The sequence below is a fragment of the Sphingomonas sp. GC_Shp_3 genome (assembly GCF_026540945.1).
Lineage (GTDB): Bacteria > Pseudomonadota > Alphaproteobacteria > Sphingomonadales > Sphingomonadaceae > Sphingomonas.
This window is the reverse complement of the sequence record NZ_JALNUT010000001.1, coordinates 399,014-413,675: the sequence shown is the minus strand read 5'-3', so window position 1 is coordinate 413,675 and position 14,662 is coordinate 399,014. Positions and strand designations below refer to the sequence as shown.

Genomic DNA, 14,662 nt, shown 5'->3' with positions numbered 1-14,662 from the left:
CGGCGTGCGCGAGGGCCTCTTTGCAGGACTAGCCGTTAAAGCTGGGTTTACGCTACCGTCAGGGTGGCGCCGAACAGCAGCACCGGATCTTCGGGGTCGGACACCTGGATGGACCCCTTGCCCTCGGCCACGATCGACTGGACCAGATACGCCGCCGCCGCACGCGGTGTGATCGCGGCGACCGCGCCGACGCCGGTCAACGCGGTGCGCAGTTCGTTGTCGAGCACGATGCGCGGGCCATCGGCACGCACTACGATCTCCATCTGCTTGCCGACGCATTCCGCGCCGACATCGAGTTGCCCGCCTCGGATCAACGCGTCGCCCGCGATCAGCGCGAGGTTGAGCAGCACCTTGATGCCGGATTTTGGAAGGCTCGGGTCTTCGACCAACCAGCCGAGCTTCACCCGGTGGGTATCGCCGAACAGCCCCTCGATCGCGGCGCGCGCCTCACGCGAATCGATCGTCTCGCCGAAACCGCCCGCCGCACCGAACGCCAGTCGGAAAAACTTCAGCTTGTTGGCGGATGCTTTCGCGCTCTCACTAAGCAGTTCCAGACAGCGCGCACGCATGTCGGGATCATGCTCGTCCGCGAGCAGTTCGAGCCCGTTGTTGAGCGCGCCCACCGGGCTAAGCAGATCATGGCAAAGGCGCGAGCACAGCAGGCTGGCGAAGTCGACGGCGTTGATAGTCAAAGGACAAGGCTCCCGCGTGTCGGGCCTCTTTGGCGTAGCGGCGGCGTTGCCGCAAGTCGTGTGCGTGTATCAGGCGCCGCCGCACATATGCTGAGAATCGTACAGCTGCCAGTGTTCGCCGGTGCGCAGGTTGGTGACGGCATACTGCCGCCCGCGATCGTCACCGGGCGGGCAGTTGCGCGGGATCGACACTAGGCACACCTTCGCCGGATCGCCGATCCGCGAGCGTGCGACCGGCTTTTCAAGATCATACGACACCTGATGCACGCCGTTGGTGAAGCTGACGCTGGTGCCGGTTGCGTCGGGGCGACTGTTCAGGTCGCTGCCATCGCCCAGACGCGGGCCGATCTGGTCGATCTTGGCGACGGCGCATTGTCCGATCCGCGCGACCCCGCGCCGCAAGACCGCATCGCGCGCTTCGAGTTGCGGATACAGAGCGGTGGTGCGGGCATCGTACAGGTTCCGCAGGCATGTCGTGTCGCGACACTGGTCCCGTCGCGCCAGCCAGACGCGTTGCCCGTTACGGACCACGGCTTGCTGGGATGGCGTGCTATGCTGGATCAAGCGGCTGTAGACAGTCGCGAGCCCTGCATCGCCCTCCACTAGCCGCGCATTGCCGCAGATCATCTTCTCCGTGGCGCTCATAGCGCGCGCGCAGTTGGCAGCGGACGACGCATGTTGCCCGATGGCCGCGCTGCCGAGAAGGACCACGAAGGGCACCACCATCATCAGCGCGATCATCTTCGAACGCATCACGTGATCTCTCCCACCCGGTACGGTATAGCATCGAAACGCACCGCGCCCGCCCGGTTTCCCGCCCGCCACATGCCGATGGTAGCGCCGCTGACGATTAGCCAGATCTTGCCGTCCGGCGCCGCCATCGCCGCATCGGTAGCGGACGGCCGCACGTCGCCGCTGGGATGCGAATGCCAATAGCCGACGATCGTCGCACCGCTTGCTCGTTCGGCACGCAATGCCGCGAACAGCGCGACGGGGTCGATCTCGAACGTACGCGCCGGATCGGCCGCGACGTTGGCGCAGACCGAGGCGTCGGCGATCCGATTGTCGCCGCCGAACAAGATCCCGCATCGCTCTCGCGTGGGGTCGACAGCCGCATCGGCGACAATACGTTGCAGTGCAGCGCTTGAAATCTCCAACATAACGCCCAATTTCTTACTCTATGGACCGGGGGGTTTCCACTATCGAAGCGCGCGTCGCCGACGCTGAAGGGCTACGGCTCGACCGGGCGCTGGCCGATGCGTTGCCGACGATCTCGCGCGAGCGGCTGAAGGCGCTGATCTCGACCGGCGAGGTGACCGACGAGGCCGGCGTGCTGCGCCGCGATCCGGCCAGCAAGGCGGCGCCGGGCGGCCTCTACCGCGTCAACGTCCCCGCCCCGCGCCCGGCGCATAACGAACCGCAGGACATTGCGCTCAACATCGTGTTCGAGGACGACCACCTGATCGTCATCGACAAGCAGGCCGGGCTGGTCGTGCATCCGGCGGCGGGCAATCTCGACGGCACGCTGGTCAACGCGCTGCTCCACCATTGCGCGGGGCGGCTGTCGGGGATCGGTGGCGTGGCGCGGCCGGGCATCGTCCACCGCATCGACAAGGACACCTCCGGCCTGATGGTCGCCGCCAAGACCGATCGTGCGCATGAGGGGCTGGCGAAGCAGTTCGCCGCGCACAGCATCGACCGGCGCTACAAGGCGATCGTCGGTGGCCGTCCGACCCCGAGCGAAGGCAAGGTCGACGCCCCGCTCGCGCGGAGCCCGCAGAACCGCAAGAAGGTCGCGATCGTGTCAGGCGGCAAACGCGCGGTCACGCATTTCAGCACGCTCGCTCGGCTGCGCGACGCCGCGCTGGTCGAATGTCGACTGGAAACGGGGCGCACCCATCAGGTGCGCGTGCACATGGCATCGATCGATCATCCCTTGTTGGGCGACCCGGTCTATGGTAGAACAAAAAAGGTTCACCGGCATGTTCTGGAAATGTTGGATTTCCGCCGGCAGGCGTTGCACGCCGCAAGGCTCGGGTTCATTCACCCGCTAGAAAGCAACGCTTTGGCATTTGATAGCGAAATGCCGTCGGACATGCAGGAACTGTTCGATAGTCTTAACGTATAGGTTTCGTATGCGCGTCGCCACGGTACTCGGGACGCGCGATTTTATGGGAGATTGATCATGGCCTCCGGCAATTTACCGGCGACGATCCCCGCTCTTGGCGGTGAGGCAAGCCTCAACCGCTATCTGTCTGAGATCAAGAAGTTTCCGATCCTCGCGCCCGAGCAGGAATATATGCTCGCCAAGCGTTTCGAGGAACATGGCGATACCGATGCGGCAGCACAGCTCGTCACCTCGCACCTCCGCCTCGTTGCCAAGATCGCGATGGGCTATCGCGGCTATGGCCTGCCCGTGTCGGAGCTGATCTCGGAGGGCAATATCGGCCTGATGCAGGGCGTGAAGAAGTTCGAGGCCGATCGCGGCTTCCGCCTCGCCACCTACGCGATGTGGTGGATCCGCGCGTCGATCCAGGAGTTCATCCTGCGCTCGTGGAGCCTCGTGAAAATGGGCACCACCGCGGCACAAAAGAAGCTGTTCTTCAACCTGCGCCGCATGAAGTCCAAGCTCGACGCGTTCGAGGATGGCGATCTATCGCCCGAGCATCTCGCCAAGATCGCGCACGACCTCGGCGTGACCGAGGCCGAGGTCACCAGCATGAATCGCCGCATGTCGATGGGCGGGGACACCTCGCTCAACGTGCCGATGCGCGAAGATGGCGACGGCCAGTGGCAGGATTGGTTGCAGGACGATTCGCCCTTGCAGGACACGATCGTCGCCGATGCGCAGGAGGCGGACGTCCGCCACACCATGCTCGAAAACGCGATGACCGACCTCAACGAGCGCGAGCAGCACATCCTAACCGAACGTCGCCTCACCGACGAGCCAAAGACGCTTGAGGAACTGAGCCAGGTCTACGGCGTCTCGCGCGAGCGCGTCCGCCAGATCGAGGTGCGTGCTTTCGAGAAGCTGCAAAAGGCGATGATGCGGCTGGCCGGTGACAAGCGGATGCTGGTCGCCGCCTGATCGCTCTTGCGAAGTGGCGTCCGGCGGGTGATGGCAGTGCATGCCACCCGTCGGAGCGCCACGGCGCAGGAACCCGCTGTATGACACCACCCCGCCCCGGCGCCGTCCGATGATCTTTCGCCTGATCGGCTGGGTCATCAAGATCGTCATCGGTTTCCTGATGCTTTCGGTGGCGATTGTGCTCGTGTACCGGTTCGTGCCGCCACCCGTTACGCTGACCATGCTCGGCGATATGGCGAGCGGTCACAGCATCTCGAAATCGTGGATGCCGTTGTCGCAGATCGATCCCGATATGCCACGCGCGGCGATCGCGGGAGAAGACTCGCGGTTCTGCTCGCACCACGGTTTTGATATCGCCGCGATCGAGAATGCCTATCGCCGCAACGCGCAGGGCGGCCGCATCCGCGGCGGCTCGACGATAAGCCAGCAGACCGCCAAGAACGTCTTCCTGTTCCAGGGCGGCGGCTATGCGCGCAAAGCACTGGAAGCGTATTTCACCGTGCTGATCGAGAACCTGTGGGGCAAGCGCCGCATCATGGAGGTGTACCTCAACGTCGCGGAAACCGGTATCGGCACCTACGGCGTCAACGCCGGCGCGATGCGCTACTTTAACCATGACGCCTCCTCGCTCAGCCCCTCGGAGGCCGGACGCATCGCCGCCGTGCTGCCGCAGCCGAAGAAGCGCGCAGCGATCGATCCGCACGGTTTCGTGCGGCGGCACGGCAACGTGCTATCGCGCCGGGTCGGCGTGGTGCGTAACGACGGGCTGGACGCTTGCTTGCGCTGATCGTGCGGTAGCCATCGTTGATGTTGATGCGTTGATCGCTCGACATCCAACAATAAAGAACATATACCGAACGTATGGCCCAGCTCGATACCCGCGCGAAGCTCGAAATCCTTGCTGACGCTGCAAAATATGACGCAAGCTGCGCCTCTTCCGGCACGGTCAAACGCTCGTCGCGCGATGGCAAGGGGATCGGCTCGACCGATGCCGGCATGGGAATCTGCCACGCCTATGCGCCCGATGGCCGCTGCATCAGCCTGCTCAAGATCCTGCTGACCAACAGCTGCATATTCGACTGCCATTATTGCATCAACCGCAAGAGCAGCAACGTCCGTCGCGCGCGCTTCACCGCCGAGGAGGTCGTGCGCCTCACCCTCTCGTTCTACCGGCGCAATTATATCGAGGGGCTGTTCCTATCCTCCGGCATCATCGGCTCATCGAATTATACGATGGAGCAGATCGTCGAGGTCGCGCGGAGCCTGCGGGAGGATCACGACTTTCGTGGCTATATCCACCTCAAGACGATTCCCGATGCCGATCCCGAGTTAATCCATCAGGCGGGTATGTTCGCCGATCGTATCTCGATCAACGTCGAGCTGCCGACCGCGAGCGGCCTGAAACGGCTCGCTCCCGAGAAGACGCAGGAGAGCATCGAGGGCGCGATGGCGGGCATGTCGGATGCAATCATCGACACCGCCGACGCCAAGAAACATTACAAGTCCGCGCCGCGCTTCGCTCCCGCCGGGCAATCCACACAGATGATCGTCGGCGCGGACGCCGCGACCGATCGCGATATCGTGTCGCGCGCGGCCAATCTTTACGGGTCGTTCAATCTCAAGCGGGTATATTACTCCGCCTTCTCGCCGATCCCGGACGCGAGCGCGGTTCTGCCGCTGCAACGCCCGCCACTAATGCGCGAACACCGGCTGTATCAATCCGACTGGCTGATGCGTTTCTACGAATATCAGCCCGGTGAGGTCGCGGCGGCGGCAGACGACAACGGCATGATGCGGCTCGACATCGACCCGAAGCTGGCGTGGGCTCTCAAGTTTCGCGGCTGCTTCCCGGTCGACGTCAACAAGGCCCCGCGTGAAATGCTGCTGCGCGTCCCCGGCCTCGGCACGCGCGCGGTCGACAAGATCCTCGCCGCGCGGCGCGGGCGCACGCTGTCGCTCGCGGATATCGGACGGCTGACCTCCTCGATCAGCAAGGTCCGGCCGTTTCTGGTGGCGAGCGACTGGCGGCCGATCGCGTTGTCCGACAAGGCCGATCTGCCGCTGCCCAAGCCGGCGGCCAAGCAGATGGAATTGTTCGCGTGACGGACGCGATGCGCACGGTCACGCTCGACAGCGAGGATGATTTCGACGGCTGGCGCGATGGCGTCCGCGCGGCGGTACTGGATGGCATCCCGCCCGATCGCATCGTCTGGCGGGTCGGCGCGGACCCGCGCGAGTTGTTCGGCAGCGCCCCCCCGCCGCCGGCCCCCGCCGCCGGGTTCAGCGTACCGCGCGCGTTCGTCGATCTCGCCAAGAAAGCAATTTTGCATACCGACCGTGAGCGATTCGCGCTGCTCCACACGTTGCTGGTGCGGATGCGTGAGCGGCCGAGCCTGATCGACGACGCCGCCGATCCGCTGGTGCGGCGTATTGAGGGGCTCGCCCGCACGGTGCGCCGCGATATCCACAAGATGCGCGCGTTCCTGCGCTTTCGCGAAGTGGATGACGAGGACACGCCGCGTTTCGTCGCGTGGTTCGAGCCGGAGTTCCACATCGTGCGCGCCAATGCCGGGTTCTTCATGGACCGGTTCGCGGCGATGCATTGGTCGATCCTCACTCCGGAAGTGTCGATTCACTGGGACGGCGCGGTGCTCACCGAAGGTCCGGGCGCGACCAAGGCGGATGCGCCCGACGGCGATCCAGTCGAACAGATGTGGCACAGCTATTATGCGGCGATCTTCAATCCCGCGCGGCTGAAGGTCGGCGCGATGCTGAAGGAGATGCCGCGCAAATACTGGAAGAACATGCCCGAGACAGCGCTGGTGCCGCAGATGATCGCGGGCGCACAGGCACGGGAGGCGGGTATGGTGGCGACGGCACAGGCGAAGCCGGGTGGCAATATCGACGCGGCCTGGGCCGCTTTGCGTGAGGAGGCGATGAGCTGCACGCGGTGTTCCCTGCACGAACACGCCACGCAAACCGTTTTCGGCGAAGGGCCGATTGACGCGGCGATGATGTTCGTCGGCGAACAGCCAGGCGATCAGGAGGATCTTGCCGGCCACCCGTTCGTTGGCCCCGCCGGGCAATTGTTCGACCGCGCGATGGCGGAAGCCGGGGTGGACCGCAGCACCGTCTACGTCACCAACGCGGTCAAGCATTTCAAGTTCGAGCAGCGTGGCAAACGCCGCATCCATGCCAAGCCCGACACCGGCGAGATCACCGCGTGCCGCTGGTGGATCGAGCAGGAACGCGCGATCGTCCGCCCGAAGCTGACCGTCGCACTCGGCGCCACCGCCGCACGCTCGCTGCTCGGCAAAGCGGTGACGATCAGCCGTGAGCGTAGCCGCCTGATCGACCTGCCCGGCGGCGGTGCTGGCTGGATCACCGTCCACCCGAGCTTTCTGCTGCGTCTGCCCGATCCGGCTGCCAAGGCGGAGGAATATGCGCGCTTCGTCGATGATCTGAAAACGGCTGCGACGCATGTTTGATGGGCAGCATGAATGCTTCCGCATCGACGCTTTGGCACGAACGTGGTCACCCGGAGGATCGGCGAGCCCGCCGCTGACGTCGTGGCGCGTCGTGGATGCTGCGGCGACATGCACGGGCAAGCCCCGATCGCCAGATATGTCATGAGGAACACTTGAACCGCGAGAATGGCGTGTTGAATCATCAAGATGTCGGCTATGACGGTGTAGGTGTTGACCAAACCGGCAGCGGTCGGCGATCTGACCGCGCGCGTCGCTCGTTTGCTGCACGATGGAACGGCCGCGCACCTGGAGAGTGAAGAATGAAAGTGGTCGTCCTCGGCAGCGGTGTGATCGGCGTCACCTCCGCTTGGTATCTGGCGCAGGCCGGGCATGAGGTGGTGGTGATCGACCGGCAGGCGGGGCCGGCGCTGGAGACGAGCTTCGCCAATGCGGGCGAGATTTCGCCGGGCTATGCCTCGCCCTGGGCGGCGCCCGGCATCCCGCAAAAGGCGGTGAAGTGGCTGATGATGCGGCACGCGCCGCTCATCCTGCGGCCGCAGCCGGATGTCGCAATGCTGCGATGGCTGTATGCGATGCTGCGTAACTGCACCGCAGAACGCTATGCTATCAACAAGGCGCGAATGGTGCGGGTGGCGGAATACAGCCGCGACCGGCTAGATGCGCTGCGACAATTCACCGGCATCCACTACGACGAGCGGATGCAGGGTACGCTGCAACTGTTTCGCGAGGCCAAGCAACTCGACGGCACCGCCAAGGATATCGCGGTCTTGCAGGAAGGCGGCGTGCCGTTCGAGCTGCTCGACCGTGCCGGTTGCATCGCCGCCGAACCCGGCCTCGCCAACAGTGACGTGCCGATCGCGGGCGGCCTGCGCCTGCCGCACGACGAGACTGGCGACTGTTTCAAGTTCACCAACGCGCTTGCCGACTTGGCGGCGGCGGCGGGGGTGACGTTCGATTACGGTCGCACGATCGAGCGGCTTGATGTCGAGGGTGGACGCATCACCGGTGTCGTCACCGATCGCGGTCGCGTCACCGGCGACGCGTATCTGGTCGCGATGGGCAGCTATTCGCCGCGGCTGGTTCAGCCGCTCGGGCTGCGGCTGCCGGTGTATCCGGTGAAAGGCTATTCGATCACCGTGCCGATCACCGACGCGGATCGTGCGCCTGTATCGACGCTGCTAGACGAAAGTTACAAGGTGGCGATCACCCGGCTCGGCGACCGCATCCGCGTCGGCGGCATGGCGGAGATTTCCGGCTTCAACAATCACCTGCCCGAAGCGCGCCGCGCCACGCTCGAACATTCGGTCGGCGGGCTGTTCCCCGGCGCAGGCGATCTGGCGCGGGCGAGCTACTGGTCGGGCCTCCGCCCGATGACGCCAGACAGCGTTCCGGTGATCGGCAAGACGCGCTTGCCCAATCTGTTCCTCAACACCGGCCACGGCACGCTTGGGTGGACGATGGCGTGCGGATCGGGGCAGGTCATCGCCGATCTCATCTCCGGCCGCACCCCCGAAATCGAAACGGGCGATCTCTCGCTCGACCGCTACTGACGAGGATATGACGATGCAGGTAGGTTTGATCGGACTGGGCGCGATGGGGCGCGGCATGGCGGACAATCTCGTACACGCCGGCCATGACGTTACGATCTGGAACCGCTCGGGCGACGGTGGCCGGCCGATCGCCGGCGCGCGCATGGTCGATACGCCAGCCGAGATCTTCCAGGCCGAACTGGTGCTGACCATGCTGGCCGACGATGCTGCGATCCGCAGCGTGATCCTCGATGCCGGTCTGCTTGACCATGCCCGCGCCGGGCTGATCCATGCGGTCACCGCGACGATATCGGTCGCGTTCGCGGATGAACTGGCGGCGGCGCACGCGGCGGCGGATCTGGGCTATCTCTCCGCCCCGGTGTTCGGGCGACCCGATGCGGCAGCGGCGGGCGCACTCAACATGGTGGTGGCAGGTGACGCCCGCGTGATCGAGACGGCGCGCCCGGCGTTCGAGGCGATGACGCAGAAGATCTGGACGCTCGGCAACGAACCGCATCAGGCCAACGCCGCCAAGATCGCCGGCAACATGATGATTACCTTCGCGATCGAGGCGATGGCGGAGGCGCTGGTGCTGACCGGCGACAATGGTGTCACGCCGGACGCATTCTTCGAACTGATGCTCGGCACGCTGTTCCCCGGCCGCATCTATCAAACCTACAGCGCCAAGATCGCAAGCGGCGACTACGAGCCGGGCTTCCGCATGAAGCTCGGCCTCAAGGATCTGCGGCTCGCCACCGAAGCGGCGGAAAAGGCGGGCAAGCGCCTGCCGATGCTGGACACCGTGCGCGGCCGGATGGGCGAGGCAATCGATGCCGGCATGGGTGAGCAGGACTGGTCGGGCATCGCCAAGCTACTGCTGGAACAGAATGGCAAGGCGACGGACTAACAGCCCGGTCCCCGGCCCCAGCCTTCGCCGTTGGCAGACCACGGCTCTGCACATAAAAAAAGGGCCGCGAAACGCGGCCCTTCGTATCAGATCGGCAAACGGCTCACGCCACCTCTTCGACCTGCGGCAGATAGTCGCCGTAGCCCCCCGCCTCCATGTCATCGCGGTGGACGAAGCGAAGCGACGCCGAGTTGATGCAGTAGCGCAGCCCACCGCGATCGCGCGGGCCGTCGTCGAACACGTGACCGAGATGGCTGTCGCCATGCTGCGACCGTACTTCGGTACGAACCATGCCATGCGTTACGTCGCGCAGTTCCGCGACATTGGCCGGCTCAATCGGTTTGGTAAAGCTCGGCCAGCCACAGCCTGACTCGAACTTGTCGGACGAAGCAAACAGCGGCTCGCCCGAAACGATGTCGACATAAATCCCCGGCTCCTTGTTATAGAGCAGCGGGCCGGTGCCGGGGCGTTCGGTGCCGGACTGCTGCGTCACGCGGAACTGTTCGGGGGTGAGCGCCGCGACGGCGGCGTCAGTCTTCGCATAGGCCATGGGAGAGATCCTTTCGCCGCCGGATATAGGGAGGCGTCAGGCCCGCTGCCAGTCACCCCGGCCGCGGCTATGCGGCCTTCCAGTCGAACGCCAGCGGCGCCTCGCGGAAGGCGAAGCGATCGATGTGGCGTGCGACCGCCCCCTTCAGCCCTTCGAGCTGACCGTCCGAACTGGCGTCGATCCGCACCTCCAGCGCGGACGCGCCGGCGTCGAACGTCACCAGCCCGTCGGCCGGCCAGTCCGCGCCGCGCGCATCCTTGGGGAAGACGATCGTGCCGTGATCGGGCGTGAACTCCACCGCAAGATTGTGCTGCCAATGTTTGCACACCTGCTGGAGGTATTTGCTCGCGCTGTCGGTCGGCACCGTCGCGGTTGCACTGATGGTCATGTCTTTGTCCTTTCCCGCCGGCGCATGCGGCGCCGGCGTATCGATCGAAAGCCGCTTCCGCAGCAGCTGCAACCGGGTCATGTCAGAGGCGCTCGATCTTCTGCGTCACTTCGTCGAGCAGCGCGGCGATCTGGTGCAGCGTCTCAGGGTCGGTATCGTCCTGCATCACACGGTTCTGAAGCGCCGCGCGCAGGTTGCCGACCGCCCGCCGGACCGGACCGCCATCGCTCCGCGCGCTGTGCTTGCCGACTTCCACCAGCCGCGCGAACAGCGCCTCGACCAGTTCGGCGTTTTCGGCGAGGTTCGCCGTGCCCGCTTCAGTGACGGTAAACAGTCTCTTGGCGCCCTCGCTCTTGCCCGCTTCGATCAGGCCCATGTCGTCGAGCAGCGTCAGCGTGGGGTACACCACGCCCGGGCTGGGCGCGTAGGCGCCGCCGGTCAGTTCCTCGACTTGGCGGATCAAGTCGTAACCATGGCGCGGTTCGTCGGCGATCAGCTTGAGCAGCACCAGCTTCAACTCGCCGCCGTCGAACATCCGGCGTGCACGCCCGCCGCCCGGCCCACCGCGACCTTCGCCCCAGCCGCCCTCGAAACCGCGACCGCCGAAGCCGCCGCCGATGCCGTGATGATGATGGTGGTGGTGGCCACGCCCCCCACCGCGTTTATTCATTCCAAACATCTCGTTTCCTTCTATAACACGATGCAGCGAAGATATATCTTGATAGCGTCTACGCAAGTCCCCTCGTGCAATTTTTCTGAGCGGCCCTATTTGGCGGTGATGGCCGACCTCTTCGCCGCGTTCGATCCCCCCGCCCCAGATGCGCTGCCCGACACTGCGCCGCTCGCCGACCGCTTGCGCCCGCAGCGACTGGCGGATGTCGTTGGGCAGGATCACCTCACCGGTCCCGAAGGCGCGATCGGCCGAATGGTCGCGGCGGGGCGACTGTCTTCCATGATCCTGTGGGGACCGCCCGGTACCGGTAAAACCACCATCGCCAGGCTGCTGGCAGATGCGGTAGCCTTGCGTTTCGTGGCAATCTCGGCGGTGTTTTCGGGTGTAGCCGATCTGAAACGGGCGTTTGCCGACGCCAAAGAGCATGCAAAACTCGGCAAACGCACATTGTTGTTCGTGGACGAAATCCACCGTTTCAACCGCGCGCAGCAGGACGGCTTCTTGCCCTATGTCGAGGATGGCACTGTCACCCTGATCGGTGCGACCACGGAGAATCCTTCATTCGAACTCAACGCCGCGCTGCTCAGCCGCGCGCAGGTGCTGATCCTGCGCCGCCTGGATGCAGCGGCGCTCGAACTGCTGCTCACGCGCGGCGAGGCGCTGGAGGAACGGCCGCTGCCGCTCACGCCGGAGGCGCGCGAGGCGATCGTCGCCAGCGCCGACGGCGACGGACGTTTCCTGCTCAATCAGGCGGAGACGTTGTTCTCGGTCGATCTGCCACAACCGCTTGATGCGGCCGAGTTATCCGCGTTCCTGCAACGCCGCGTCGCGGTCTATGACAAGGACCGCGAGGGGCATTACAACCTCATCTCCGCGCTCCACAAATCGCTGCGCGGGTCGGACCCGCAGGCGGCGCTCTACTACCTCGCTCGGATGCTGACGGCGGGCGAGGAGCCGCTGTACGTGCTCCGCCGGATCGTCAGATTCGCGAGCGAGGACATCGGCTTGGCAGATTCGAACGCGCTGGCGGTATGCCTCGCCGCCAAGGATGCCTATGAGTTCCTCGGCAGCCCCGAAGGCGAACTCGCCATCGCACAGGCATGCCTGTACTGCGCGACCGCTCCGAAATCGAACGCCGCCTACACTGCGCAAAAGGCGGCATGGCGTGTGGCGAAGGAAACCGGCTCGCTGATGCCGCCGCAGAACATCCTCAACGCGCCGACGAAGCTGATGAAGGACATCGGCTACGGCAGGGGTTACGCTTACGATCACGATACCGACACGGGCTATTCCGGCGCCAATTATTGGCCCGAAGAGATGGCGCCGCAGACCTTTTACGTCCCGACCGATCGCGGCCTCGAAAAGCGCATTGCCGAGCGCATGGCTTGGTGGGCGGACCTGAAGGCGGCCGACGATCGCACCTGATCGCTTCACCCGGTTCGCCGCGATCGACTGGTCGGGCGCGAAAGGTGCGCGTCACCCGGGGATCGCACTCGCGGTGTGTAACGCAGGCGACGCCGCACCCGTGCTGGTCGCACCACCCGGTCGGCTATGGTCCCGCAGTGCGATCCTCGCGTGGCTGCAGGCGCAGCGGGATGAACCGCTGCTGGTCGGCTTCGACTTCAGTTTCGCGCCGCCTTTTGTGGAGCGTGGCGCGTACCTGCCGGGCGAGGACACCCCTGCCACCGCCCGCGCGTTCTGGGGGTATGTCGATGCGCACAGCGCCGATGTGGATCTTGGTGCGGCGTCGTTTCTCGAACAGCGACGGGGCACGCATTTCTACCTTGGCGCAGCGGACGGGGCCAAGGCCGGTTTCCTGCACTTCCGCCGTTGCGAGGCGCGGTACAACGCCAATGGCGGCGGCAAACCCTCCACCGTATACGACGCGATCGGCGCGGCGCAGGTCGCCAAGGCCAGCTTCGCCGGCATGCGCCTGCTCCATCACCTCGGGACAGCGGTACCCGTGTGGCCGTTCGATCCGGTGCCACACGCAGGCGCAGTGGTGGTCGAGATCTATACCACCATCGCGGCGCGTGCCGCTGGCCTCCGCAAAGGCTTGAGCAAGTTGCGCGATGCCGCAGCACTCGACAGCGCGCTGGCGACGATGGGTTCACGACCACACGTGCCGCTCGCCCGTTACAGCGATCATGCCACCGATGCGCTGCTGACGGCGGCTTGGCTGCGAGTCAACGCTGGTCGCGCGGCGTTATGGCAGCCGGAACCCTTAACGCCGACCATCGCCGGCACGGAAGGCTGGACCTTTGGCGTCACCTGACCTGCGACAAATCGCATCGGCGGCGTCATGCCGGTCTTGGCGAGCGCGCCGACAGCGGTTATGGGCGAACGCCTGCCCGTATAGCTCAGTTGGTAGAGCGCCACCCTTGTAAAGTGGATGTCCGGGGTTCGATTCCTCGTGCGGGCAGGGTTTACCGGGGAAGCGACGCCCCGTGAGCTCAATCCTCCAGGATCTTCACGTTGCGATCCGCCCACGCCTTGCCGTCGTCGCCGCCCCACAGCAGCCATGCGATGAAGCCGGCCGAAGGGTCATCGTCCGAATCCCATTGGTGAGTCTTGGTTTCCTTATCGACCGCGTGACGGGCGAAATAGCTGTGCATTGCCTTGACGTCCGCCACCGAAACGTCGGCGCGGTCGGCAAGCTGATGCGCGCGGTCGACGCCGACCTGAGTGCCACCACGATTGAAAGTCTCTCGCAAGCGCAGTCCGCGTCGTGCTGCTGCGGCCATGCGCTGGGTCGGTGTGAAATGTTTTTCGGCCATCGTCGCCTCTCGTATCTACGGTGCAAGTGTCGCACCAACGCCGATGCCGCCGACGTGGGTCCGACAGCCTTGGCGGGGAACGAAGCATCGGCTCGCACATTTGCCCTGCATGACGACGATCCGGAGATATCGAATGAAGACCTTGGTTCTCGCACTTGCCGTGTTGGCAGCCCCCGCCGCCGCGCAAGCCCCCAACTGGACAAAGGCGCAGCCGATCTCGATCACGATGACCGATCATGGCTTCATCCCGCGCCGCATCGCGGTGCAGCGTAACGGGCTTTATGTTCTCCGCGTCACTAACCGGTCGGGCAAGGGCCATAATCTGACGCAGAAGGCCTTCTTCGCCAACGCGCGGATCGCGCGGCAGGATCGCGGGTGGGTTCGTGATGGTCAGATCGTGCTCGACTCGGGCCGGCGCGCCACCGTGCATTTGCAGGCACCCGCCACCCGCCGGGGCGGCACGTATGAGTTCAGCAGCACCACGCTCGCTGATGCGGACGACGATTACAAAGGCGTGTTCGTGATCCGCTGATCGGAATTGCAAATTGTCGCCGCGACCGGAGGAGTAAA

17 protein-coding genes and 1 tRNA gene are annotated in these 14,662 nt (G+C 64.9%); 11 read left to right on the top strand and 7 right to left on the bottom strand.

Annotation, left to right across the window (positions count from 1 at the left end; all coding sequences use genetic code 11):
• Positions 1-47: 47 nt before the first annotated feature.
• The 3 genes from OXR00_RS02025 to OXR00_RS02015 all read right to left on the bottom strand — a co-directional run bounded on the left by OXR00_RS02025 (position 48) and on the right by OXR00_RS02015 (position 1,852).
• Positions 48-692 (bottom strand): histidine phosphotransferase family protein, encoded by a 645-nt coding sequence (locus tag OXR00_RS02025; RefSeq protein WP_242146247.1) that lies wholly within the window; start codon positions 690-692, stop codon positions 48-50.
• A 69-nt stretch (positions 693-761) separates the two neighbouring features.
• A complete protein-coding gene (locus tag OXR00_RS02020) occupies positions 762-1,445 on the bottom strand; it encodes a lysozyme inhibitor LprI family protein (RefSeq protein ID WP_346731983.1) in 684 nt (227 codons plus the stop codon).
• Positions 1,445-1,852 (bottom strand): M67 family metallopeptidase, encoded by a 408-nt coding sequence (locus OXR00_RS02015; RefSeq protein WP_267387117.1) that lies wholly within the window; start codon positions 1,850-1,852, stop codon positions 1,445-1,447. Before OXR00_RS02015 ends, OXR00_RS02020 begins: the two co-directional genes overlap by 1 nt.
• Positions 1,853-1,872: 20 nt before the next feature.
• Here OXR00_RS02015 and OXR00_RS02010 point away from each other — a divergent pair, with 20 nt between their 5' ends.
• The 7 genes from OXR00_RS02010 (at position 1,873) to OXR00_RS01980 (ending at position 9,704) form a co-directional block, all read left to right on the top strand.
• On the top strand, positions 1,873-2,820 hold the full coding sequence (locus OXR00_RS02010; RefSeq protein WP_267386361.1) for an RluA family pseudouridine synthase: 948 nt from the start codon (positions 1,873-1,875) through the stop codon (positions 2,818-2,820).
• Between the two features lie 57 nt (positions 2,821-2,877).
• Complete coding sequence (rpoH, locus tag OXR00_RS02005; protein WP_242146243.1) at positions 2,878-3,780, top strand: RNA polymerase sigma factor RpoH; 903 nt, start codon at positions 2,878-2,880, stop codon at positions 3,778-3,780.
• A gap of 112 nt (positions 3,781-3,892) precedes the next feature.
• Positions 3,893-4,567 (top strand): monofunctional biosynthetic peptidoglycan transglycosylase, encoded by a 675-nt coding sequence (mtgA, locus tag OXR00_RS02000; protein WP_267387116.1) that lies wholly within the window; start codon positions 3,893-3,895, stop codon positions 4,565-4,567.
• A 74-nt stretch (positions 4,568-4,641) separates the two neighbouring features.
• Complete coding sequence (locus OXR00_RS01995; protein ID WP_267386359.1) at positions 4,642-5,883, top strand: putative DNA modification/repair radical SAM protein; 1,242 nt, start codon at positions 4,642-4,644, stop codon at positions 5,881-5,883.
• Positions 5,884-5,891: 8 nt separating this feature from the next.
• Positions 5,892-7,268 (top strand): UdgX family uracil-DNA binding protein, encoded by a 1,377-nt coding sequence (locus OXR00_RS01990; protein WP_267387115.1) that lies wholly within the window; start codon positions 5,892-5,894, stop codon positions 7,266-7,268.
• Positions 7,269-7,567: 299 nt separating this feature from the next.
• Positions 7,568-8,818 (top strand): D-amino acid dehydrogenase, encoded by a 1,251-nt coding sequence (locus OXR00_RS01985; protein WP_267386358.1) that lies wholly within the window; start codon positions 7,568-7,570, stop codon positions 8,816-8,818.
• A gap of 13 nt (positions 8,819-8,831) precedes the next feature.
• The gene (locus tag OXR00_RS01980) at positions 8,832-9,704 is read left to right on the top strand and encodes an NAD(P)-dependent oxidoreductase (RefSeq protein WP_267386357.1); all 873 of its coding nucleotides are present in this window, start codon (positions 8,832-8,834) and stop codon (positions 9,702-9,704) included.
• A gap of 103 nt (positions 9,705-9,807) precedes the next feature.
• On the opposite strand, the gene msrB is transcribed toward OXR00_RS01980, so the two are convergent.
• The 3 genes from msrB to OXR00_RS01965 all read right to left on the bottom strand — a co-directional run bounded on the left by msrB (position 9,808) and on the right by OXR00_RS01965 (position 11,312).
• Complete coding sequence (msrB, locus tag OXR00_RS01975; protein WP_267386356.1) at positions 9,808-10,254, bottom strand: peptide-methionine (R)-S-oxide reductase MsrB; 447 nt, start codon at positions 10,252-10,254, stop codon at positions 9,808-9,810.
• A gap of 67 nt (positions 10,255-10,321) precedes the next feature.
• The gene (locus tag OXR00_RS01970; protein ID WP_242146237.1) at positions 10,322-10,642 is read right to left on the bottom strand and encodes a DUF2218 domain-containing protein; all 321 of its coding nucleotides are present in this window, start codon (positions 10,640-10,642) and stop codon (positions 10,322-10,324) included.
• An 82-nt stretch (positions 10,643-10,724) separates the two neighbouring features.
• Positions 10,725-11,312, bottom strand: a complete 588-nt coding sequence (locus OXR00_RS01965) for a PadR family transcriptional regulator (RefSeq protein WP_267386355.1) — start codon at positions 11,310-11,312, stop codon at positions 10,725-10,727.
• 108 nt (positions 11,313-11,420) lie between these two features.
• On the opposite strand from OXR00_RS01965, the gene OXR00_RS01960 reads away from it, so the two are divergent.
• The 3 genes from OXR00_RS01960 to OXR00_RS01950 all read left to right on the top strand — a co-directional run bounded on the left by OXR00_RS01960 (position 11,421) and on the right by OXR00_RS01950 (position 13,737).
• A complete protein-coding gene (locus OXR00_RS01960) occupies positions 11,421-12,740 on the top strand; it encodes a replication-associated recombination protein A (RefSeq protein ID WP_267386354.1) in 1,320 nt (439 codons plus the stop codon).
• The gene (locus OXR00_RS01955) at positions 12,730-13,590 is read left to right on the top strand and encodes a hypothetical protein (protein WP_267387114.1); all 861 of its coding nucleotides are present in this window, start codon (positions 12,730-12,732) and stop codon (positions 13,588-13,590) included. The genes OXR00_RS01960 and OXR00_RS01955 overlap by 11 nt, the downstream gene beginning before the upstream one ends.
• A 74-nt stretch (positions 13,591-13,664) precedes the next feature.
• Positions 13,665-13,737, top strand: a tRNA-Thr gene (locus tag OXR00_RS01950).
• A 31-nt stretch (positions 13,738-13,768) separates the two neighbouring features.
• Here the strand turns inward: OXR00_RS01950 and OXR00_RS01945 are convergent.
• On the bottom strand, positions 13,769-14,092 hold the full coding sequence (locus tag OXR00_RS01945; RefSeq protein ID WP_267386353.1) for a hypothetical protein: 324 nt from the start codon (positions 14,090-14,092) through the stop codon (positions 13,769-13,771).
• Positions 14,093-14,225: 133 nt separating this feature from the next.
• Here OXR00_RS01945 and OXR00_RS01940 point away from each other — a divergent pair, with 133 nt between their 5' ends.
• Positions 14,226-14,624 (top strand): hypothetical protein, encoded by a 399-nt coding sequence (locus OXR00_RS01940; RefSeq protein WP_267386352.1) that lies wholly within the window; start codon positions 14,226-14,228, stop codon positions 14,622-14,624.
• Positions 14,625-14,662 lie beyond the last annotated feature (38 nt).

Bases quoted from the DNA above. Each gene is read 5' to 3' on its own strand.
- OXR00_RS01995 (WP_267386359.1), top strand. From the start codon at position 4,642: ATGGCCCAGCTCGATACCCGCGCGAAGCTCGAAATCCTTGCTGACGCT.
- OXR00_RS02015 (WP_267387117.1), bottom strand. From the start codon at position 1,852: ATGTTGGAGATTTCAAGCGCTGCACTGCAACGTATTGTCGCCGATGCG.
- OXR00_RS01945 (WP_267386353.1), bottom strand. From the start codon at position 14,092: ATGGCCGAAAAACATTTCACACCGACCCAGCGCATGGCCGCAGCAGCA.
- rpoH (WP_242146243.1), top strand. From the start codon at position 2,878: ATGGCCTCCGGCAATTTACCGGCGACGATCCCCGCTCTTGGCGGTGAG.
- OXR00_RS01980 (WP_267386357.1), top strand. From the start codon at position 8,832: ATGCAGGTAGGTTTGATCGGACTGGGCGCGATGGGGCGCGGCATGGCG.
- OXR00_RS01960 (WP_267386354.1), top strand. From the start codon at position 11,421: ATGGCCGACCTCTTCGCCGCGTTCGATCCCCCCGCCCCAGATGCGCTG.
- OXR00_RS02010 (WP_267386361.1), top strand. From the start codon at position 1,873: ATGGACCGGGGGGTTTCCACTATCGAAGCGCGCGTCGCCGACGCTGAA.
- OXR00_RS01970 (WP_242146237.1), bottom strand. From the start codon at position 10,642: ATGACCATCAGTGCAACCGCGACGGTGCCGACCGACAGCGCGAGCAAA.
- OXR00_RS01990 (WP_267387115.1), top strand. From the start codon at position 5,892: ATGCGCACGGTCACGCTCGACAGCGAGGATGATTTCGACGGCTGGCGC.
- OXR00_RS01985 (WP_267386358.1), top strand. From the start codon at position 7,568: ATGAAAGTGGTCGTCCTCGGCAGCGGTGTGATCGGCGTCACCTCCGCT.
- OXR00_RS01965 (WP_267386355.1), bottom strand. From the start codon at position 11,312: ATGAATAAACGCGGTGGGGGGCGTGGCCACCACCACCATCATCATCAC.
- OXR00_RS01940 (WP_267386352.1), top strand. From the start codon at position 14,226: ATGAAGACCTTGGTTCTCGCACTTGCCGTGTTGGCAGCCCCCGCCGCC.
- msrB (WP_267386356.1), bottom strand. From the start codon at position 10,254: ATGGCCTATGCGAAGACTGACGCCGCCGTCGCGGCGCTCACCCCCGAA.
- OXR00_RS02020 (WP_346731983.1), bottom strand. From the start codon at position 1,445: ATGCGTTCGAAGATGATCGCGCTGATGATGGTGGTGCCCTTCGTGGTC.